The organism is Streptomyces sp. HUAS CB01 (assembly GCF_030406905.1).
In the GTDB taxonomy this organism is placed as follows: Bacteria; Actinomycetota; Actinomycetes; order Streptomycetales; family Streptomycetaceae; genus Streptomyces; species Streptomyces chengbuensis.
In genome coordinates this window covers 703,187-724,502 of the sequence record NZ_CP129137.1, presented here as the reverse complement: position 1 = coordinate 724,502, position 21,316 = coordinate 703,187, and the positions used below count along the sequence as shown (strand labels likewise).

Here is a 21,316-nt window from a genome sequence, read left to right as displayed (position 1 = left end):
TACGGAGCAGACCCTCATGCATGACGACCGCAGCCTGGTCGAGGCCCGACTGAAGCGCGTCCTCGACGAGCGCATCCGACCCGCCGTGTACTCCGCGTCCGTACCGCTGGACGTGGCCGTCTGGAACGCTCCCGGTGAGCCCGTACCGGTAGCCGAAGGGCTGGCCGCGGAACCGTCCCCGATCGAGGTCGGTGCGAGGTGGGGTGCACCGTGGGGGACGAGCTGGTTCCGGGTGACCGGAACCGTCCCGGCCGAGTGGGCGGGACGGACGGTCGAGGCGATCCTCGACCTCGGCTTCGACGAGAACATGCCCGGCTTCCAGTGCGAAGGCCTCGTCCACCGGCCCGACGGCACCCCCGTGAAGGGACTGAACCCGCGCAACCAGTGGGTCCGGATCGGGGCGCCCGTCGAGGGCGGCGAGCAGGTACGGCTCCACATCGAGGCGGCGTCCAATCCGGTGATCCTGGACTACCACCCGTTCCTCCCCACCGCGCTGGGCGACAAGGACACCGCGGGCACGGAACCGCAGTACCTGCTGAGGCGGATGGACCTGGCCGTCTTCGAGGAGACCGTCTGGCAGTTGGTGATGGACCTCGAGGTGCTGGGCGAGCTGATGCAGGAGCTCCCGGCCGACTCCGCCCGGCGCTGGGAGATCCTGCGCGCGGTGGACCGGGCCCTGGACGCGGTCGACCTGCAGGACGTCCCCGGCACGGCGGGCGCCGCCCGGGCCCGCCTGGAGCAGGTGCTGGCCACCCCGGCCCAGCCATCCGCGCACCGCATCAGCGCCGTCGGCCACGCCCACATCGACTCCGCCTGGCTGTGGCCGCTGCGGGAGACCGTGCGCAAGGTCGCCCGGACCACGTCCAACATGACGGCGCTGCTGGAGGACGAGCCCGACTTCGTCTTCGCGATGTCCCAGGCGCAGCAGTGGGCCTGGGTCAAGGAGCACCGCCCGGAGGTGTGGGCCACGGTGAAGAAGGCCGTCGCCGGCGGCCGGTTCGTGCCGGCGGGCGGCATGTGGGTGGAGTCCGACACCAACATGCCCGGATCGGAGGCGATGGCCCGTCAGTTCGTGCACGGCAAGCGGTTCTTCCTGGACGAGTTCGGCATCGAGAACGACGAGGCCTGGCTCCCCGACACCTTCGGGTTCGCCGCGGGGCTGCCGCAGATCATCAAGGCGGCAGGCTCCAAGTGGCTGCTCACCCAGAAGATCTCGTGGTCGCAGACGAACAAGTTCCCGCACCACACCTTCCAGTGGGAGGGCATCGACGGGACGCGGATCTTCACGCACTTCCCTCCGGTGGACACCTACAACTGCTCCATGAAGGGCAGCGAGATCGCCCACGCGGCGAGGAACTTCAAGGACAAGGGCGTCGCCCGGCACTCGCTCGCGCCCACCGGCTGGGGCGACGGCGGCGGCGGGACCACCCGGGAGATGGTCGCCAAGGCCGCCCGGATGCGGGACCTCGAAGGCGCCGCGACCGTCGTCTGGGAGTCTCCCGAGGAGTTCTTCACCAAGGCCGAGGCCGAGTACGCGAATCCGCCGGTGTGGGTGGGCGAGCTGTACCTCGAACTGCACCGGGCCACGCTGACCAGCCAGGCGAGGACCAAACAGGGCAACCGGCGCTCCGAGCACCTGCTGCGCGAGGCCGAACTGTGGGCCGCGACGGCAGCGGTGCGGACCGGGTTCCCGTACCCCTACGAGCAGCTCGACCGGATCTGGAAGACGGTGCTGCTGCACCAGTTCCACGACATCCTGCCGGGGTCCTCGATCGCCTGGGTGCACCGCGAGGCCGAGAGGACGTACGCGGCGGTCGCCGACGAACTGAACGCCCTCGTCGCAGCCGCCCAGCGCGCCCTCGCCGGCGAGGGCACCGCCGAACTGGTCTTCAACTCGGCCCCGCACGCCCGGCACGGGGTCGCGGCGGGCGGCGCCGCGCGGCCGACGGGCGGCGGCGCGGCGCACCGGGAGCCGCGTGAGGGCGGCGGGTACGTCCTCGACAACGGGCTGCTGCGGGTGGAGATCGACGAGCGGGGCCTGGTGGTCTCCGCCTACGACATCGGCGCCGAGCGCGAGTCGGTCGCGCCCGGACGCGCCGCGAACCTGCTGCAACTGCACCCGGACTTCCCGAACATGTGGGACGCGTGGGACGTCGACGAGTTCTACCGGAACACCGTGACGGATCTGGTGGCGGCCGACCGTGTGGAGCCGGCCGACCTCGTGGGGCCGGAGACAGCCGCGGGGCCCGGAGCGGCCGCCGTACGGGTCGTGCGCTCCTTCGGCGCGTCCAGGGTGACCCAGGTGCTGTCGCTCGCACCCGGCGCCAAGCGGCTCGACATCGACACCGAGGTCGACTGGCACGAGACGGAGAAGTTCCTCAAGCTGGCCTTCCCGCTCGACGTGCACGCCGAGCGCTACGCGTCCGAGACCCAGTTCGGTCACTTCCACCGGGCGACGCACACCAACACCAGCTGGGAGGCGGCGAAGTTCGAGGCCTGCAACCACCGCTTCGTCCACATCGGCGAACCGGACTGGGGCGTGGCGCTGGTGAACGACTCGACGTACGGCCACGACGTGACCCGTACCGTCCGTGCCGCCGACTCCGGGACGACGACCACGTTCAGGGCGTCCCTGCTGCGCGCCCCGCGCTTCCCCGATCCGGAGACCGACCAGGGCGTCCACCGCTTCCGGCACGCGCTCGCACCGGGCGCGACGATCGGCGACGCGGTGCGCGAGGGGTACCGCGTGAACCTGCCGGAGCGGAGGGTGACGGGCGCGGACGCCGCCGTCGCCCCGCTGGTCGTGGTGGACGACGACGCGGTGGTGGTCACCGCGGTCAAGCTCGCGGACGACGGCAGCGGCGATGTCGTCGTCCGGTTCCACGAGTCCCGGGGCGGACGTGCCCGCGCGACGCTGACGGCAGGCTTCCCGCTGGCCGGAGCGGTGGCGACGGACCTGCTCGAGCGCCCGTCGGCCGAGGGGCGGACGGTGGAGCGCACCGGCGACACGGTGTCCCTCGCCCTGCGTCCGTTCGAGCTCGTGACGCTGCGGCTGACCAGGGCCTGAAAGGGGAGCGGCGGTCCGTGACGGGACCGAGGGCCGGCGACCTCCGACGGGACCGGGGACCCGAGAGGGGACCGGCGTGGACCGGCGCGCGCCGGGGCCGGTGGGCCTGGCGGGAGGGTGACGGGGGTGGCCGCCGTGGGGCGGCCACCCCGCGTCGCGGTCCGCGCTCGCCGCCCGCGCCGTCACGGCGGCCGCGCCCGCCCCCGCCGAACCGGCGTCCCCGGTCGACCCCGCCGCCCCCGCCGGGGTGTCCAGCCGCTCGGCGCCGGAGCACCGGCGGCCCAGGCCCTGGTGTTCAGCGACGAGTTCACCGGCTCCGCGCTGGACACCGCCCAGGTGGACCGTCCGCGACCAGGACCGCACCGAGGCGTCCCGCGCGGACGGGATCCGCTGGTGGTACCGGCCCGGGAACGTCCGCTCATCCCCGCCAGCGGCGGAAGCCTCGCCATCGACCTCGCCCGGCTCGCCGCCGCCCAGTACGCGGACGGTCGCGTCGACACCGAGACGGCACCGTGGTGCGCACCATCACCGACCCGAAGCTCATCAGCCAGGTCAGGGAGTTCCCCATCCCGTCCCACGAGTGCCTGCGGCTCGCGGACGGCGGCCTCGCGAACGCGCCGCTCGACTCCGACTCCACGGTGTGCGTCGACTACGTCCGGGTCTGGCAGTGGGCGCCCCCCACCTCCGCCGCGGCACCCCATGCGTCCCCGCACGCCCGTCCCCCGGCACCGCCGGCACCGTGCGTCCCGCGTCGGTCCCTCTCGGTGGCCGACGCGGTCGCCCGCCGTAGCCGCCCGGTGTTAGATAGGAACATGGCCGGACTTTTCGGCCGCCTCCGCTCGGTGATGAGCGCGCGCACCGTCGCCAGTCAGGTGTTCGTCCTGCAGGTGACGGTGGCTTTGCTGCTCGTCGCCGCCGCCGTCGCCGCAGTGCTCGTGCAGGCCCGGTCGGACGGCGAGCGGGAGGCGCGCAACCGGTCGGTCGCCGTCGCCCAGACGTACGCGACCGCACCGGGAACCAGGGAAGCCCTGCGCGGCCCCGACCCGAGCGCGGTGCTGCAGCGCAAGGCCGAAGCCGCCAGGAAGAGCTCCGGCGTGGACTTCCTCGTGGTGATGGCCCCGGACGGCACCCGGTACACGCACCCCAATCCGGACGAGATCGGGAAGAAGTACATCGGTACCATCGCGCCGGCGGCGGCCGGCGGCACCGTGACCGAGACCGTCACCGGCACCCTCGGACCCTCGATCCGCAGCGTCGCGCCCGTGACCGACGCGAACGGCGAGGTGATCGGCCTCGTGGCCGCCGGCATCACGGTCGAGCGGGCCGGCGGGGCGGCCCAGGACCAGCTTCCCGTCCTGCTCGGCGCGGCCGCGTTCGCCCTGATCGTCGCGACCTCCGGGGCCGCGCTGATCAGCCGGCGCCTGCGCCACCAGACCCATGGCCTGGGGCCCGCCGAGATGACCCGGATGTACGAGCACCACGACGCCGTCCTGCACGCCGTGCGGGAGGGCGTGCTGATCGTCGACGAGGACCGCCGGCTGGTGCTCGTGAACGACGAGGCACGACGGCTCCTCGCGCTGCCCCCGGACGCCCAGGGCCGGCCCGTCCGCGACATCGGGATGGATCCCGGGATCGCCCGGCTGCTGGCGTCCGGCCGGCCCGCCAGCGACGAGGTGCACGTCATCGGGCACCAGCTGGTCGCCGTGAACCAGCGCGCGATGGGCCCCCCGGCGGACGGCTCGGGGCCCTGCGGCACCGTCGCCACCCTGCGGGACACCACCGAGCTCCGGGCCCTCAGCGGCCGCGCCGACACCGCGCAGGGCCGTCTCCGACTCGTCTACGACGCCGGGATGCGGATCGGCACCACCCTCGACGTGGTCCGGACCTCGCAGGAACTCGCCGACTTCGCCGTGCCCCGGTTCGCCGACTTCGTCACCGTCGACCTCCCCGATCCCGTGCTCAGCGGGGAGGAGCCCGTGGACACCGGCACCGACATGCGCCGCATCGCCTTCACGGGCGTCCGGCACGACACCCCGCTCTACCCGTCGGGCCGGCTGATCCACTTCGTCAGCACCACCCCCCAGGCGGTCGCGTACGCCAGGGGGAAGACCGTCCTGGAGGCCGACCTCGCCGCGTTCTCCGGCTGGCAGGAACAGGAACCCGCCCGCGCCCGCAGGCTGGTCGGCTACGGCATCCACTCCATGATCGCCGCCCCGCTGCGGGCCCGCGGTGTGACGATGGGCGTCGCCACGTTCTGGCGCTCCCAGAAGCCGGAACCCTTCGACGACGACGACGTGTCGCTGGCGGAGGAACTGGTCGCCCGCGCCGCCGTGAACATCGACAACGCCCGCCGGTACACCCGCGAGCACTCGATGGCGGTCGCGCTGCAGCGCAGCCTGCTGCCGCGGGGCCTGCCCGAGCAGACCGCCCTCGACGTGGCCTACCACTACCTGCCCGCCCAGGCCGGCCTCGGCGGGGTCGGCGGGGACTGGTTCGACGTGATCCCGCTCCCCGGCGCCCGGGTCGCCCTCGTCGTCGGGGACGTCGTCGGCCACGGTCTCCACGCCGCGGCGACCATGGGCCGGCTGCGCACCGCCGTCCACAACTTCGCGAGCCTCGACCTCCCGCCCGACGAACTGTTGTGGCACATGGACGAGCTGGTCTCGCGCATCGACCAGGACGAGGACACCGACGGGGCGGTCACGGCGCTGACCGGCGCCACCTGTCTGTACGCGATCTACGACCCCACGTCACGGGTGTGCACCGTGGCCCGCGCCGGACATCTGGAGCCGGTCATCGTCCATCCCGACGGCGAGGTCGAGTTCCCCGGGGTGCCGGCGGGACCGCCCCTGGGGCTGGGCGGGCTCCCCTTCGAGTCCAGCGAACTGCACCTCTCCGAGGGCAGCAGCCTGGTGCTCTACACGGACGGCCTGGTCGAGGACCGGCACCGTGACATCGACGAGGGACTGGAGCTGCTCCGCGGCACGCTCGCCCACGCCGGCGGGCCGCCCGAGGAGACCTGCCGTGCGGTGCTGGAGGCCCTGCTGCCGGAGCGCCCCCGTGACGACGTGGCCCTGGTCGTCGCCCGTACCCGGGTGCTGGACGGCAACCGCGCCGTCAGCTGGGACGTGCCCGCCGACCCGTCCGAGGTGGCCCGGATCCGCGCGGAGGCCGCCCGGACCATGGACGAGTGGGGGCTGGCGGAGGAGGCGTTCACCACCGAGCTGATCCTCAGCGAGCTGGTCACCAACGCCATCCGGCACGCGGGCGAGCCGATCGCGGTGCGGCTGATCCGCGACCGCTCCCTGATCTGCGAGGTCTCCGACGGCAGCAGCACCGCCCCGCATCTGCGCCGGGCCACGACCACCGACGAGGGCGGCCGCGGACTGTTCCTCGTCTCCCAGTTCGCCGAGCGCTGGGGCACGCGCTACACGGGCAGCGGCAAGGTCATCTGGACCGAACAGCCGCTGCCCTGGTGACCGCCGTGCCGGGCGGGGCGCCGCCCGCGTCGACGACACGGAGCACGGAGACGGCGGGATCGAGCGCGCCGCGCACATGACCGCTGGGAGCGGCGGCCGTGCGCTGCAGGAAGTCGACCACCTCGGTGGTGACGACCTCACCCGGCAGCACGTTGGGGATGCCGGGCGGGTACGCGGCGAGGGTGTCGGCGGAGATCATGCCCACGGCGTCCGCGGCCGGTACGGTGCGCGATCGGCTCAGGAACGCCTCACGGGCGGTGAGCCGCGCGGGGCCCGGGGACGGCAGGCGCGGACGGGACCGCTCGTCCGGGGCGGAATCGGCCGGGGACGCGGGCAGACGGTGCAGGGCCTCGACGAAGCGGTCCGTGTCGGGTGCGGCGCCCGCGCCGACGACCGCGACGATCGCGGAGTCCGTGGCCACCTCGACCATGATCTCGTGATCGCGGTGGAGCAGCCGGCGGGCCTCGTGACCGGCTATGCCCCCGCTGCGGGTGTCGACGGCGATGCGCAGCGGATCGGCCGCCACGATGTCGGGGAACCGCCCGAAGGAGTCGCTGACGATCCCGTACCGGCCCAGCCCGCGGATCGTCCGGCGGACCGCGTCCGCCGCCTCCACCGACGCCCCGACGGCGTCGCGGCCTGCCACCAGCGACGCCCGCGCCACGTCGAGGGACGCCATGAGCAGGGCGCTCGCGCTCGTCGACTGGACCAGCCGGAACGCCCGGTCGACCAGTGGTTCCAGCCGGTCCGCGAAGGGGCCGTGCCCCAGGTGCAGCATCGCGGACTGGGTGAGGCTGCCGGCCAGCTTGTGGGTGCTGGACGTGACCAGGTCCGCGCCCTGCGACAGGGCGCTGCCGGGGAGCGCCGGGTGGAAGCCGAAGTGCGAGCCCCACGCCTCGTCCACGATCAGCGGCACGCCCGCGGCATGGGAGACCTCCGCCAGGGCGCGCACGTCGGCGACCGCGCCGAAGTAGCTGGGGGACACGACGTAGGCGGCCGCCGCGTCCGGGTGCTCCGCGAGCGCCCGTGCCAGGTCCGCCGCGGTGACACCGTGGGCGATGCCCTGCTCCGCGTCGACCGACGGCTGCACGAAGGCGCAGTCCAGCCCCGAGAGGACGAGGCCGTCGATGACGCTCGAGTGCACGCTGCGCTGCACGACCAGCACCCGTCCGAGGGCGGGGGCGACCAGCGACGCGATCTGGTTGCCCTGCGAGGCGCCGTTGGTGAGGAACCAGGTGCGGCGGGCCCCCCACGCCTCGGCGGCCAGCGCCAGCGCCTCCTCGAGCGGGGAGGACACCCCGAGGTCGATGCCGTCCAGCAGCGGCGGGAAGTCCATGCGCAGCGCGGCCGGGCCGATGAGGGAGGCGAGCGGGGGGAAGCTGTCGGGGTCGGCGGCGTGTCCGGGGACGTTCAGCCGCACCCAGTCGCGGCCGGCCTGGGCGCGGAGGGCGTCCGCGTACGGGGTGCTGCCGGGGGCGGGCCTCCGGCCGGGTGCCGGCTCGACGGGGGCTGCGGTGGTTGTGCTGTTCACGCCGGTGAGCGTCGCACGCGGGGGGATATCGAGGAATGCATGAGTTACCTCGAACCCTCCATAGAATGTCTATATGCTCGAGCTCCGCCAGCTGACCGTGCTGAAGGCCATCGCGCAGGAGGGCTCCCTCGCCGCCGCGGCCCGGTCGCTGCACTACACGCAGCCCACCGTCACCCACCATCTCGGCGTGCTGGAGGCGCACTTCGGCGCCCGCCTGGTGCAGCGCGGCCCGCGCGGCGCCGCGCTCACCGAGCTGGGGGCCGCGCTGCTTCCCCACGCGGAGGCCGTACTCGAACGGCTGCGGCTGGCAGAGCGGGAGGTACGGGACCTGTCCGAGCGGGGGGCGCACACCCTGCACATCGGCACCTTCCCGACGGCGGGCGCGCTGCTGCTGCCGCCGGCCGTGAAGGCCGTGCGCGGCGAGGGAGTGCAGGTGTCGCTCGTCGAGGGCGAGCTGCCGGCCCTGCTGAGGGGGCTCGTGGCGAGGGAACTGCACGCCGCTCTCGTCTTCTCCCAGCCGGGCGACCGGCTCGACCTGGACGACGACTTCGAGCTGCATCCCCTGCTCACCGATCCGCTGCTCCTGGTCATGCCCGAGGACCACCGGTGCGCCGGACTGACCCATGTGCCGCTGGAGGAACTGAGGGACGACGACTGGATCGGCTCGGCCGACCCGCGCGACCCCTGCGACCGCGTGCTGTCGTGGGCCTGCGCCCAGCACTCGTTCGAGCCGGTGCACGGTCTGCGGACCGACGACTACGCGGTCGTCCAGGGCTTCGTCGCCGCGGGCGCGGGAGTCGCGCTCGTGCCGCGGCTCGCCCTCGGCACCCCGCGCCCCGACGTGGCCGTGCGCAAGCTGACCGGACCGCCCCTCGCGCGGGAGATCAGCGTGGCCGTGCTGCGCACCACCGCCGCGCGCAGCACCCGGGAGCTGCTGGACGCGCTGACCCGGCAGGCCGAGCGGATCCGGGAGCAGTGGGGCACGACCGACGCCGCGGGCGTCGACCCGTCCCCGTAGCGCGGGCGTCGACCCGTCCCCCCGCGGCGCCGCCGCGGGCCGTCCTGTCGCCGTCGGTCCGCCGTGCCCGGGCCCCGGAGACCGGGCTCAGCGTGCCCGGGCCAGCCGCTCGCGCGGCGCCAGGGGGATCTCCGCCCACACCTGCTTGCCGCCGCTGAGCGGCACCGCGCCCCACGACGCCGTCGTGGCCTCGACGATCAGCAGCCCGCGGCCTCCCGTCGCCTCCCAGCCCTGGTCGGCCGGCTTGACGGGGCTGCGGGGGGAGGCGTCGTTCACCGCGATCCGCAAGCGGTCGGCGGACAGCGTGAGGTCGAGCCGCACCTCGCCCTGCGTGTGCGCGACGGCATTGGTGACCAGTTCGGACACGACGAGCAGAGCGCCGTCCAACTCCTCCTCCGCACCCCACGAGCGCAGGGTCCGTGCGGTGAAACGCCGGGCGTGCATCACGGCGTTGGGCAGCCGCCACACCGTCCAGTGGGTCCGCATCGGCCGCACCTGGGTGCCGTCGTAACGCAGGAGCAGCAAGGCCACGTCGTCGTCGCGCCGGTTCACCCCCACGACCAGTTCGTCGGCCATCCGGCCGGCGTCGGCGGGGTCGGCCGCGGCGAGGGTGTCGCACACCCGGCGCATGCCCTCCTCCAGCGTGAGGGCCGCCGACTCGACCAGGCCGTCCGTCAGCAGCATCAGGATCGTGCCGGGCACCAGCCCCGCCTCCGTCATCGGGTACTCCTCGTCGGCGAGGACGCCCAGCGGCGGCCCGCCCTCGACCAGCAGCTCCTCGGCGCTGCCGTCGGGGTGGCGGATCACCGGATGCAGGTGGCCCGCCCGTACCAGCCGGGCGATGCCCTCCTCCATGTCGAGGTCCACGTAGAGGCAGGTGGCGAACAGATCCGTCTCCATGCCGACGAGCAGCCGGTTCGCGCGGGCGACCACCACGTCCGGTGGGTGTCCCTCCACCGCGTACGCCCTGACGGCCGTGCGCATCTGGCCCATGATCGTCGCGGCTCCCGCGCTGTGCCCCTGCACGTCCCCGATGACCAGCGCCACATGGCCGTCACCGAGCGGGATCACGTCGTACCAGTCGCCGCCGACCTCCAGCCCCGCCGTGGCCGGGAGATAGCGGGCGACGGCCTCACCACCGGGCAGCTCGGGAAGCTTCCTCGGCAGCAGGCTCCGCTGGAGCATCGTGGCGAGCTCGTGCCCGGCGTCCAGGGCGTGCGCCCGCATCAGGGCCTGACCCACCAGGGCCGCGGCGGCGGTCAGCAGCGACCGCTCCTCCGGGTCGAACCGGTGCTCCTCGTCCCACCCCACCAGACACACCCCCACCATCCGCCCGTCCGCCCGGAGCGGCAGCACGGCGAGGCCGCCGGGCCCGATCTCCGCCAGCGCCGGTTCGAGGTGCGCGCCGGCCGGCCAGAGGCTCACATGCCCCTCGCGCAGCGCGCCCTCGAGCGTGGGCATGTCGTGGATCGACAGGTCCGGCCACTCGGAGCGCCATTCGGAGCGCCAGACCGCGGGCCAGGCATCGGGCTCCGGCGGATCCAGGATGGTGACCACCAGCCGGTCGCCCTCCCGCTCGGCCACGGCGACCCGGCTCGCCTCCAGCGGACCGCGGAGCGAGGCCACCACCAGCCGGCTGACCTCCCGGATCGTGCTCGCCCCCGCCAGCTTGGCCGACAGCCGCTGCACCACCGAGACCTCGTCGGCGCTGGGCCGCAGGTAGGCGGCGTCGGCCACCACGCCCAGCACCCGCTCCGGTGTGCCGTCGGCGTCCACCTCGACCCGGCAGCGCAGCCCCAGCCAGCGCAGCTCCCCGCCGGGGCGGCGGATCCGGAACGCCAGTTGCTCGGTGGCCGCGGACATCCGCCCCGGTTCGACGATCTCCATCAGTGCCGGGATGTCGTCCGGAACCGCGCAGGCCAGCAGGGTCTCCACCCGCCCGTCGAACTCCTCCGGGGGAATGCCGAGGAGCTCCAGGACGTACGCGTGCGCCTCCATCCGCCCGGTGCTCAGCTCCAGGATGAACGCTCCGCCCTGCAGCGGTACCAGGGCGGCCTGGGCCAGGTGCGTCTGCGGCGGGGCACGGCCCGGTACGCGGGCGGCGGCCGACTCCAGACCGGCCGCGACCTGGTCGGCGTAGAGCTCCAGCAGCGCCCGGCGGTCGGGGCTGAAACCGTCGGTGACGTCGCCCGCCACGATCAGACAGCCCAGCTCGTTGGCGCCGCGCCCGAGCGGCAGCGCGCCGAGCGAGATCCGGGCCGTGGTCTCCGCCCCCTCCCCGCGGCGGCCGGGGAAGTGGTGGGGGTCGAGCTCGACGTACGCCGCGAGTTCCTTCGGGTTCAGCCAGAGCGGGCCGCCGGCGCGGAAGGCCTCGGCGGCGGGGGAGTGGCCCTCCACAGCGATGATCGCCGGCAGGCCGTACAGCATCCTGCGATCGCCGGTCAGCTCGGCCAGATGGAGTTCGCGGCCCCCGCCGGCGAGGACGTAGACAGCGGCCATCTCAGCCCCGCAGAACGCAAAGCGCTGCCTGGTCACCGTCTGTTCCGCCTCCTCGCGCGGGCAGCCGCCGAGGGCCGTCCTCCTCCATGCTGTCGCGTCCGGGACCCTCCGGGCGAGTCAGGACGGAGGGCGGCGCACGCCCCCGGCGCTCTGGTGTGCGTGGACCCTACCGGGCCGCGCCGCCCCGGACCGCCTGTTCCGACCAGATGGTCTTGCCGTCACCCGTGGTCCTGGTGCCCCATCGGTCGCTGAGCTGCATGACGATGTACAGTCCACGGCCTCCTTCGTCCGTTGCGGTGGCATGGCGCATGTGCGGCGAGGTGCTGCTGGCGTCCGAGACCTCGCAGATCAGGGTGCGGTCGAGGATGACCCGCAGCTCGATCGGGCCCTGCCCGTAGCGGATCGCGTTGGTCACCAGCTCGCTGACGATCAGTTCGGTGGTGAAGACCGCGTCCGGCATCTCCCACGCCTGGAGCTGGTGCTCGATCAGCCGGCGGGCCGTGGCCACGACCGAGTCGTCCCGGGGGAGGGTCCAGCTGGTGACCCGGTCCGCAGGCAGGGCGCGGGTACGGGCGAGCAGCAGCACCGCGTCGTCCCGGGGGCGGCGCGGCAGGAGCTCGTACACCGCGGAGTCGCAGAGCCGGTCGAGGGACTCCTCCGGCTGGGCCAGGATCTGGTGGAGCCGGGCTCGGGAGCTCCCCGCGTCCCGGCCGGGGATGCTCACCAGGCCGTTCGTGTAGAGCGCCAGCAGGGTCGACTCCGGGAGGGTGACGGTGGCGGACGCGTAGCCGCCGCCCGCCGTCCCCAGCGGGGGACCGTCCGGTACGTCGAACTCCGTCGCGGACCCGTCGGGTCCCAGCACCATGGGCAGCGGATGCCCGGCCCGGGCTGCGGTGCACAGCCGGGACACCGGGTCGTAGACGACGCACACACAGGTGGCGAGGTGGTCCGGGGACGCCTCGTCGCCGTGGCCCACGGGCGACCGCGTCCGGGCGAGGAAGGCGGCCGTCTCGTCGAGCCGGTCGAGCAGCTCACCGGGCTCCAGGTCCTGCAGCGCGAGCGTGCGCAGGGCCGTCCGCAACTGGCCCATGGTGGCGGCGGCCTCGATGCCGTGCCCGGCGACATCGCCGACCACCAGGGCCACCCTTGCGCCGGACAGCGGAATGACGTCGTACCAGTCCCCTCCCGCGCCCTCGGGAAGATAGGCGTAAGCCGTGTCCACCGCGGTCAGCTCGGGCGGCCGGCCCGGCATCAGCCCCTGCTGCAGCGCCGTCGCGACGGTGCGCTCGCGGGCGAAACTGCAGGCGTTGTTGAGGTGCAGGGCGGCCTTGGTGACCAGTTCCGTCGACAGGGCGAGATCCGCGTCGTCGAACAGCTCGGGCCGCTGGAAGCGGTAGAGGGCGGCCACCCCCAGCACCGTCTCCCGCAGCAACAGCGGTACCACCTCGAGGGAGTGGACACCCGCGGACACGATGGGGTCGCCGCGTTCGGGGTCCGCGCCCAGCCAGGCGTCGTTCGCGTCGACGCCGGTGATGAGCCGCGGAGTGAGGTCGTTCAGGACCTGGGAGTACGGGGTGTGGGCGCCGAAGGTGTTGAGTTCGCCCTTGCGGGGTCCCTCGTCACGACCGAGGACGGACCGGAACGCGGCCCGGCGCAGCGGAGTGTCCGCGGGTACGGGGCCGGGCCGCAGCGGGCGTCCGCGCAGCGCGTCGTCGAGCAGGTCCACCGCAGCCGCGTCGGCGAGCCGGGGGACGAGGACGTCCACGAGCTCCTCCGCCGTGCGGTACGCGTCGAGGCTGGTGCCGATGGACTGCCGGGCCTCGTGGAGCAGGTCCAGCCGGCCGAGGGCGGCCTCGCGTTCGGTGACGTCGTCCACGATGGCGGCCAGGCCGAGTATCTCCCCGTCGGTCCCCTCCAGCCGGAAGATCGACAGCGAGACGGTCATCTCCCGGTCGGCATTGGACAGGGGCCTGCCCCTGATCAGGCGGTCGCGGACCACCGCACCCGTGCGCAACGCGTCCTCCGCCAGGGTGGCGACCGGGTCGCCCGTGAAGCCCTCGGTGAGTTCGGCGATGGTCTTGCCCAGAACCTCCTCGGGAGGAATGCCGCGCACCCCGGGCGCGGCGCTGTTGAACCGGACGACCCGCAGCTCGCTGTCGCACAGGAACAGGCCGTGCGGTGCCTGCGTGAACAGGGCATCGAGAATGGCCGAGTCCCGCCGCTTGTCGTCTCCGTCCACAGTTCCACGATGGCCTTCGACGTGCCGGGGGCAAGTCGGCGCAGCTCCGCGGCACCGGCGAAGGGCTTCCTGGTGCACCCCTCCCGGTTCCGGCCTACGGTCGGAACCGGGGACCGCACAGGGGAGTTCACCATGGACGACGGCTACGCCGGCGGCAGCACCGCACTCCTTGTCGTTGACCCTTACAACGACTTTCTGTCCGAGGGCGGGAAGCTGTGGCCCCGGGCGAAGGCCGTCGCGGAGCAGGTCGGCCTGCTGGACCACATGCGGCAGGTGCTCGCCGCCGGCCGTGCCCACGGGATCCGGACGATGTTCGTCCCGCACCGGAGGACCGCTCCCGGCGACTACGACGGCTGGGCCTTCCCGTCCCCCTCCCAGGCCGCGACGCGCAGCGCCCGGATCTTCGAGGCGGGCTCCTGGGGCGGCGAGTTCCACCCCGACTTCCAGCCCCTCGACGGCGAACTGAAGGTGCAGGAGCACTGGTCCGCGAGCGGATTCGCCCACACCGACCTCGACCTCCTGCTGAAGCAGCACCGCATCGCGAAGGTCGTGCTCATCGGCATGCGCGCCAACACCTGCATCGACACCACCGCGCGCTTCGCCCAGGAACTCGGCTACCACGTCACCCTCGTCCGCGACGCCGTCGCCGCCTTCGGACCCGAGGAGATGACGGCGACGTTCGAGATCAACGCGCCCACCTACGCCCACGCCATCGTCACCGCCGACGAGTTCACCGGGGCCCTGCGCCCCGCCGGAACCGGCTCCTGAACGGCGCACCTCCGGGCCGGCTCCTGAGCAGTGCACCCCCGGGGCCGGCTCCCGAGCGCCTCCGGGGAACCCGCTCCTGACCGCGCCCCGGGCCCGACCCGCCACGGCCGTACCCCCCGCGGACCGTCCCGCCCGGACCTCACCCGAGCGGCCTTCCCGGCTCGCGCACCCCACGCCCCCGGGTTCTGCTGTTGTCAGCCTGCCCGACAGCGGAGGAGTGCGCATGCCGGACGGAACCAACGGCTCCGAGGGACGCGACCTGGAGCGATTGCAGGCGCGGATCGCCGCCCTGGAGGCCCGGGAACAGCTCCCGCCGAGGCCGCCTCGGCACCGTATGCGCTCCGCCCTCGCCGCGGTGCTGATCGTGATCGGCTGTGTGCTCGCCCCGCTCAGCGCGGTCGCCACCTGGGCCAAGAGCGAGGTCGGGGACACCGACCGCTATGTCGCCACCGTCGCTCCGCTCGCCTCCGACCCCGATGTGCAGGCCGCCGTCGCGACCCGGGTCACGAACGTGGTGATGGAGCACATCGACCTCCCCGCGCTGCTGGAGGATGTCGCCCCGGCCGACCGGCCCCGGCTGGACGCCCTGATCGGCCGCCTCGGCGGGGCCCTGGAGAACGCCGTCCGCAGCTTCGTCCAGGCCCGCACCCAGGACATCGTCGCCTCCGACGCCTTCCAGCGGATCTGGACCGACGCGAACCGCAGGATCCACGCCGCCGTCGACAAGGCCCTCACCGGCAGCGGCGGCGGCGCCATCGAGCTCACCGACAACGCGGTCAAGATCGACCTCGCGCCCGTCATCGAACAGGTCAAGCAGCGACTGGTGGACGAGGGGCTCACCGTCGCCGAGAAGATCCCCGAGATCCACACCGACTTCACCGTCCTCCAGTCCGAGGACGTGGGCCGCGTCAAGACCGGGTTCCGGCTGCTGCAGCTCGCGGGCACCTGGCTGCCGGTCGTGGCCGTCGTGCTGATCGCCGCGGGCGTGCTGCTCTCCGCCCACCGCAGAAGGGCCCTGGTGGCGGCCGCACTCGGGGTCGCGGTCGCGACCGCGCTGCTCGGCGCCGGGCTGACGGTCTTCCGGCTGATCTATCTGGACTCCCTGCCCAAGGGGGTGTCCCAGCCCGCCGCGACGTCCGTCTTCGACGCCCTCGTCCGCTTCCTGCGCACCACGATCCGCAACATCGTGATGCTCGGCGTCGTCGTCGCCCTCGCCGCCTGGCTCACCGGGCCGGGCCGGTACGCCGGTCTCGTACGGCAGCTGTGGACGTCCGGCATCGCGGCCACGCGCGCCACGGCGAACCGCGCGGGCCTGCGCACCGGGCCCGTCGGCCCCTGGGTGCGCCGCTACCGGACGTGGATCACCTGGGTGCTGGTCGCCGCCGTCGTACTGGTGTACGTCCTCTGGTCGTACCCCACCGCCTGGGTCGTCGTCGGGCTCGCCCTCGCCCTGCTCCTCGCGCTCGCCGTCGTCGAGTTCCTGGCCCAGGACGCCGACGGGACCGCCCCGGAGCCGGCGGCCCGGGAGCCGGCGGCCGGCGGTGGCACTCCGGGCACACCCTGACCCGTGCGCCCGTGAGGCCGGGTCCCGCGCGGCGCCCGTGAGGCCGGGTTCCGCGCGGCGCCCGTGAGGCCGGGTTCCGCGCGGCGCCCGTGAGGCCGGGTTCCGCGCGGCGCCCGTGAGGCCGGGTTCCGCGCGGCGCCCGTGAGGCCGGGTTCCGCGCGGCGCCCGTGAGGCCGGGTTCCGCGCGGCGCCCGTCCTTCCGGCGTGTGACGCTGGAGCCATGGCCAGGGCGAACGAAGAGATCGAGGCGATCCTCCAGGAGTACGCCGACCTCATCGCCATCACCGGCGGCGACGCCTTCAGGGCCCGCTCGTACGAGAAGGCCGCCCGCGCGATCGGCGGCTACCCCGCCGACGTGGCCACCCTCGACCCCAAGGGGCTGCGCGAGATCCCCCACGTCGGCAGGTCCATCGCCGACAAGATCGTGGAGTATCTGGCGTCCGGGCAGATCACCGCCGTGGAGGAACGGCGGCAGTCCATCCCCGCCGGCGTGCGGGAGCTCATCGCCATCCCCATGCTCGGGCCGAAGAAGGCACTGGTCCTCCACGAGGAACTGGGCATCTCCTCCGTCGACCAGCTCCTCGACGCGATCCACGGGGAGCGGCTGCGCGACCTCAAGGGCTTCGGGGAGAAGACCGAGGCGAACATCCTCCACGGCATCGCCCTCATGCAGAAGGCCGGCACCCGGATCCTCCTCAACGCCGCCATGGACGCGGCCGAGCAGATCGTGGCCGAACTGTCGGGCATCGAGGGCTGCGAGAAGTGCACCTGGGCCGGATCGCTGCGACGGATGCGGGAGACCATCGGCGACATCGACATCCTCGTCGCCGCGGACACCTCGGCCCCCTTCATGGACGCGCTCGCGGCACTCCCGTACACCGCCGAGGTCATGGCCCACGGTGCCAAGAAGACCTCCGTCCGCACGACCAAGGGGCTCCAGGTCGATCTGCGCGTGCTGCCGCCCGAGTCCTGGGGCGCGGGACTGCAGTACTTCACCGGCGCCAAGGCCCACAACATCCGCACCCGCGAGATCGCGGTGCGCCAGGGGCTCAAGCTGTCCGAGTACGGCCTCTTCGACGTCGAGAGCGGCGAGCGGATCGTCTCCTCCACCGAGGAGGAGATCTACGAACGCCTCGGGCTGCCCTGGATCCCCCCGACCCTGCGCGAGGACCGGGGCGAGATCGCGGCCGCCCTCCGCGGCGAACTCCCCGAGCCGGTCGCCGAGGACGACATCCGCGGTGATCTCCACACCCACACCGATCTCACCGACGGCCTGGCCCCGCTCGAGGAGATGGTCGCCGCGGCGGCGGCGCGCGGATACGCCTACTACGCGGTGACCGACCACGCCCCGGACCTCGCCATGCAGCGCATGACGAAGGAGAAGATGCTCGCCCAGCGGGAACGGGTCCGCGAACTCGACCGCAGCCACAAGGGCATGAGACTGCTGCACGGCACCGAGCTCAACATCGGCCCGGACGGCGACGTGGACTGGCCGGACGACTTCCTCGCGGGCTTCGACATCTGCGTGGCCTCGATCCACTCCCACTTCCACCAGAGCCGGGAGGCACTCACCCGCCGCCTCGTCCGCGCCTGCGAGAACCCCTACGTCTCCGTCATCGGGCACCCCACCACCCGCAAGATCGGCAAACGGCCTCCGATCGACGCCGACTTCGACGCCGTCTTCGCCGCATGCGCCCGCACCGGCACGGCCCTCGAGATCAACGCCCATCCCGAGCGCCTCGACCTCGGCGACGAGGACATCCTGCGCGCCAGGCGCCACGGCGTGCGCTTCGCCGTCGACTCGGACGCGCACTCCACCACACATCTGCCGTACATGCGCTACGGGGTGGCGACCGCGCAGCGCGGCTGGCTCACCAAGGACGACGTCATCAACACCTGGCCCCTGGCGAAGCTGAAGCGCTTCCTGCGCCCCTCGGTCTGACCGCCCCTCGGCCGGCTTCGGCCTCCTTCGGCCGCCCGCATTGCCGGGCCGCCCGGCCCGGCCGCACTCCGGACGCCACCCGGCCGCCCCGCTCAGCACGGCCGGCGCCACGCGTCGAGCTCCAGCCGCTTGCGCATGGAGGACAGTCCCAGGCGCCGCGACTCGCCGCAGAAGTCGCCGTTGGCCAGTGCGTACTCCACATGGAAGACGGCCTTCCCGGCCGCGATGAACGGGGCGAGCTTCCCGCACTCGCCGTACTGGGCGCACTCCTCGTTGACCGCGAAGTCGAAGTCCCCCACCAGGGCAGCAACCTGCGGCAGATCGTTCTTCAGCCCGACGGACAGGCCGCGGTCGTGGGCGACACGGGCGATCATGCGGTTGTAGGCGAGCTGGTCGGCGGCGGTCAGAGGGAAGCCGGTGTCGTTGAGATACGCGTCCAGCAGATCCGGTTCGACCGCGTCGAAGCCCTTCTCCCGGCACATGTCGAAGCGCCGCTCCATGAGGGGGCGCAGCACGTCCAGCCGGCGGATGTCGAGCCACCGCTCACCGTCCCAGCCGTTCGGCCGGCCGCGTACGGACGCCGGGAAGTCCGCCTGGTCGGGACGGAAACGCTCCCAGGCGCCGGCGTTGATGTAGCAGATGACCCTGCGCCCGTCCCGGTGCAGCCGCGCGACGTCGTCCGCGCTGTTCTCGAAGCCGTCGATGTCGTACACGGGCACGTCCGCCGCCGAGGGGTCGGCCCGGCCGTCGAGCTGCCACTGCCACGCCGTGCCGGGCCGAGGCTGCCAGCGCGCCCCGTCCGGACCCGGCGGGGAACCGCCGGAGCAGCCCGCCACCAGCAGCACGGCGAACAGCAGACACAGCCGCGGGACGCGCCGGCGGCTCACCGGGTCCCCCCGTACAGCGCGGGCGGCGGCGCGCCCCAGGGATTGGGCAGGGAGTCCGTGACCGCGCACGACACCGCGGCTCCGCGCTCCCCGGCCGCCCGGGCCGCGACGCCCGCCAGCGCCGTCGGCACCTCGTAGACCAGATGGCAGAACCGCTCGGCCGGATGGCGGGCCGTCCACCGAGGCCGGGTGAACGAGGAGAGGTAGACCGGCCAGGGGCCCTCGAACGTCACCAGCAGTTCGGCGATCCGCGCGTACCCCGGCGCCGGGTGCACCCCGTGGTTGAGGACGACCGTACCGGCGCCCCGCTGCCGCGCGGCGCGGACGAGCCGGCGGCAGCCGGGCAGGGCCGAGCGGTCGGCCGGCACCTGGTCGAAGAAGCAGCCGTCGGCGTCGTACCACGCACGATGGCGGTCCAGATCGGCCGTCACCGCCGAGTCCGGCCGCATCCCGTAGTCCAGGTCGACGTAGCCGAGGACGCGCGTGCCCGCCGACCGCAGGTCGCGGGCGGCGGAGACGAACGCGGGATCGGGCGCCGCACCCGGGCCGTCGGCCGGGTTCAGCACCACCCCGTAGACCAGGTCCCCGGCGGCCGTGACCAACCGCCAGGCCTCCGGGTCCTCCACGGGGTGCACGTAGAGGGGGACCAGCAGTGTCATGCCACCGGGTCCGCTTCCCCGGGGGCGCCGAGCGACGCCCACAGCGCGGTGAGGGAGCCCGTGAGGGTGAACCGCGGCTCCCAGCCGAGGGCCTCCCGCGCCGCCGTGATGTCCGAGCACTGCCAGGCCACGCCCGCGGAGCGCGCCGACCCGATGCCGGCCTCGTCGACACGGCCGCGGAACCCGGCCACGGCCACCAGCCCCTGCACCAGCTCCCGGATGGGAACGGCCCTGCCGCCGCCGATGTTGAGGATGCGCGGCAGCGGCCCGGAGGCGGTAGCGGCCAGCACGACGGCCCGTGCCAGGTCCCGTACGTCGACGAAGTCGCGATGGGCGGACAGGTCGCCGAAGCGCACGACCGCGTCACGGTCCCCGCCCGCCCGGCGCAGCCGCAGGGCGGTGCCGCCCGGCAGGCTCATCGGCGCGGCGCCCGGACCGACCGGGTTGCCCACGCGCAGCACGACCGCGTCCAGGCCCGACGAGGCGACGGCCACCGTGCCGGCCAGTTTGGTGGCGCCGTACGAGGCCACCGGCCGCGTCGGTCCGTCCTCCGCGACCGGCACACCGGGCTCGCCCGCCCCGTACTCGGCCGCCGAACCGAGGTGCACCAGCCGGGCCGTCGGCGCGGCCTTGCGCAGTGCCGCGCAGAGCACGGCGGGACCGCGCACGTTGACCTCGGCATCGGTCACCGGATCGGCGCCGAGCGACCCCGCGCAGTTGACCACGGCGTCGGGGGAGAGGTCCGCGAGGTTCTCGGCCAGCCGCCCCGTGTCCGCCGTGGCGAGGTCCACGCGGAGGTCGGCGTCCGGGGACCGGCCGCCGCCGAACAGCCGCACGCCCCCCAGCGCGCTGAGCTGTTCGGCGACATGGCGGCCCAGGTACCCGGTGTGGCCCAGGACGAGGATGCGCATGGGGTGTTCAGGCTCCCTTGAGCAGCAGTGACTGGTGGGTGGTGAACTCGGCGTTGGCCCGGTCGTAGTCGTCCGGCCGGCCGATGTCGAGCCAGTAGCCGTCGAACTCGTAGGCATGCGGCGGTTTCCCGGTCCTCAGCAGATCGAGCACGAGTTCGTCGAAGCCGAGCGGCAGCCCGGCGGTGTATCCGTCGAGCGTGTCGCGGGACAGCCCGTACACGCCCATCGAGACGCGGTAGTCCATGGACGGCTTCTCGGCGAAGCCGACCACCTTCCCGGCGTCCGTGGTCAGCACCCCGAAGTCGATGTGCACCTTACGGGCGTAGGTGGCGATCGTCAGCGCCGACCCGCTCGCGCGGTGCCGGCCCAGTACGTCGGCGAAGTCGAGGTCGGTGAGGATGTCCCCGTTCATGACCAGGAACGACTCGGGCAGCCGGTCCCGCATCGTCAGCAGCGGGCCCATGGTGCCCAGCGGGTTCTCCTCGGTCGCGTAGTCGATGCTCAGGCCCCATCGTGAACCGCTGCCGACATAGGCGCGGATGATGTGGCCGAGATGGCCGACGGCGATGGTGCAGCTCGTGAAGCCGCAGGCCGCCAGCTGACGCAGCACGATCTCCAGGATCGCGTGCCGGTCGCCGATCGGGACGAGCGGCTTGGGCAGCGCGGTGGTGTACGGGCGCAGCCGGATGCCCTTGCCTCCGGCGAGAATCACTGCGTGCACGGTAGCCCCCTGTGAGTACGGCGGTGGGTGG

The 21,316-nt window shown here is 73.5% G+C and carries 13 protein-coding genes; 6 read left to right on the top strand and 7 right to left on the bottom strand.

All coding sequences use genetic code 11. The features are described 5' to 3' along the window. Positions 1-16 precede the first annotated feature (16 nt). Together QRN89_RS03260 and QRN89_RS03255 are read left to right on the top strand one after the other, a co-directional pair. Entirely contained in the window at positions 17-3,067 is a 3,051-nt protein-coding gene (locus tag QRN89_RS03260) for an alpha-mannosidase (RefSeq protein ID WP_290347824.1), read from the top strand. A gap of 812 nt (positions 3,068-3,879) precedes the next feature. Continuing rightward, a complete protein-coding gene (locus QRN89_RS03255) occupies positions 3,880-6,546 on the top strand; it encodes a SpoIIE family protein phosphatase (RefSeq protein WP_290347823.1) in 2,667 nt (888 codons plus the stop codon). On the opposite strand, the gene QRN89_RS03250 is transcribed toward QRN89_RS03255, so the two are convergent. Next, on the bottom strand, positions 6,515-8,077 hold the full coding sequence (locus tag QRN89_RS03250; RefSeq protein ID WP_290347822.1) for an aminotransferase class I/II-fold pyridoxal phosphate-dependent enzyme: 1,563 nt from the start codon (positions 8,075-8,077) through the stop codon (positions 6,515-6,517). The genes QRN89_RS03255 and QRN89_RS03250 overlap by 32 nt on opposite strands. A gap of 73 nt (positions 8,078-8,150) precedes the next feature. Between QRN89_RS03250 and QRN89_RS03245 the strand changes: the two genes are divergently transcribed. Beyond that, entirely contained in the window at positions 8,151-9,095 is a 945-nt protein-coding gene (locus tag QRN89_RS03245; protein WP_290347821.1) for a LysR family transcriptional regulator, read from the top strand. An 87-nt stretch (positions 9,096-9,182) separates the two neighbouring features. Here the strand turns inward: QRN89_RS03245 and QRN89_RS03240 are convergent, their stop codons facing one another. Together QRN89_RS03240 and QRN89_RS03235 are read right to left on the bottom strand one after the other, a co-directional pair. After that, entirely contained in the window at positions 9,183-11,630 is a 2,448-nt protein-coding gene (locus QRN89_RS03240; protein ID WP_290347820.1) for a SpoIIE family protein phosphatase, read from the bottom strand. A 130-nt stretch (positions 11,631-11,760) separates the two neighbouring features. Further along, complete coding sequence (locus tag QRN89_RS03235; RefSeq protein ID WP_290347819.1) at positions 11,761-13,833, bottom strand: ATP-binding SpoIIE family protein phosphatase; 2,073 nt, start codon at positions 13,831-13,833, stop codon at positions 11,761-11,763. Positions 13,834-13,842: 9 nt separating this feature from the next. Here QRN89_RS03235 and QRN89_RS03230 point away from each other — a divergent pair, with 9 nt between their 5' ends. From QRN89_RS03230 to polX, 3 genes are all read left to right on the top strand, one after another. Next, entirely contained in the window at positions 13,843-14,601 is a 759-nt protein-coding gene (locus tag QRN89_RS03230; RefSeq protein WP_356948603.1) for a cysteine hydrolase family protein, read from the top strand. Between the two features lie 223 nt (positions 14,602-14,824). After that, on the top strand, positions 14,825-16,165 hold the full coding sequence (locus tag QRN89_RS03225; RefSeq protein ID WP_290347818.1) for a hypothetical protein: 1,341 nt from the start codon (positions 14,825-14,827) through the stop codon (positions 16,163-16,165). 220 nt (positions 16,166-16,385) lie between these two features. Further along, complete coding sequence (gene polX / locus QRN89_RS03220) at positions 16,386-18,107, top strand: DNA polymerase/3'-5' exonuclease PolX (protein WP_290347817.1); 1,722 nt, start codon at positions 16,386-16,388, stop codon at positions 18,105-18,107. A 92-nt stretch (positions 18,108-18,199) separates the two neighbouring features. Here the strand turns inward: polX and QRN89_RS03215 are convergent, their stop codons facing one another. From QRN89_RS03215 to QRN89_RS03200, 4 genes are read right to left on the bottom strand one after another with little or no spacing between them, the layout of a single operon-like run. After that, entirely contained in the window at positions 18,200-18,994 is a 795-nt protein-coding gene (locus tag QRN89_RS03215) for an endo alpha-1,4 polygalactosaminidase (protein WP_290347816.1), read from the bottom strand. Next, positions 18,991-19,653 (bottom strand): spherulation-specific family 4 protein, encoded by a 663-nt coding sequence (locus QRN89_RS03210; protein ID WP_290347815.1) that lies wholly within the window; start codon positions 19,651-19,653, stop codon positions 18,991-18,993. Before QRN89_RS03210 ends, QRN89_RS03215 begins: the two co-directional genes overlap by 4 nt. Next, positions 19,650-20,564 (bottom strand): NAD-dependent epimerase/dehydratase family protein, encoded by a 915-nt coding sequence (locus QRN89_RS03205; protein ID WP_290347814.1) that lies wholly within the window; start codon positions 20,562-20,564, stop codon positions 19,650-19,652. Before QRN89_RS03205 ends, QRN89_RS03210 begins: the two co-directional genes overlap by 4 nt. A gap of 7 nt (positions 20,565-20,571) precedes the next feature. Next, entirely contained in the window at positions 20,572-21,285 is a 714-nt protein-coding gene (locus tag QRN89_RS03200; RefSeq protein ID WP_290347813.1) for a nucleotidyltransferase family protein, read from the bottom strand. Positions 21,286-21,316: the final 31 nt, after the last annotated feature.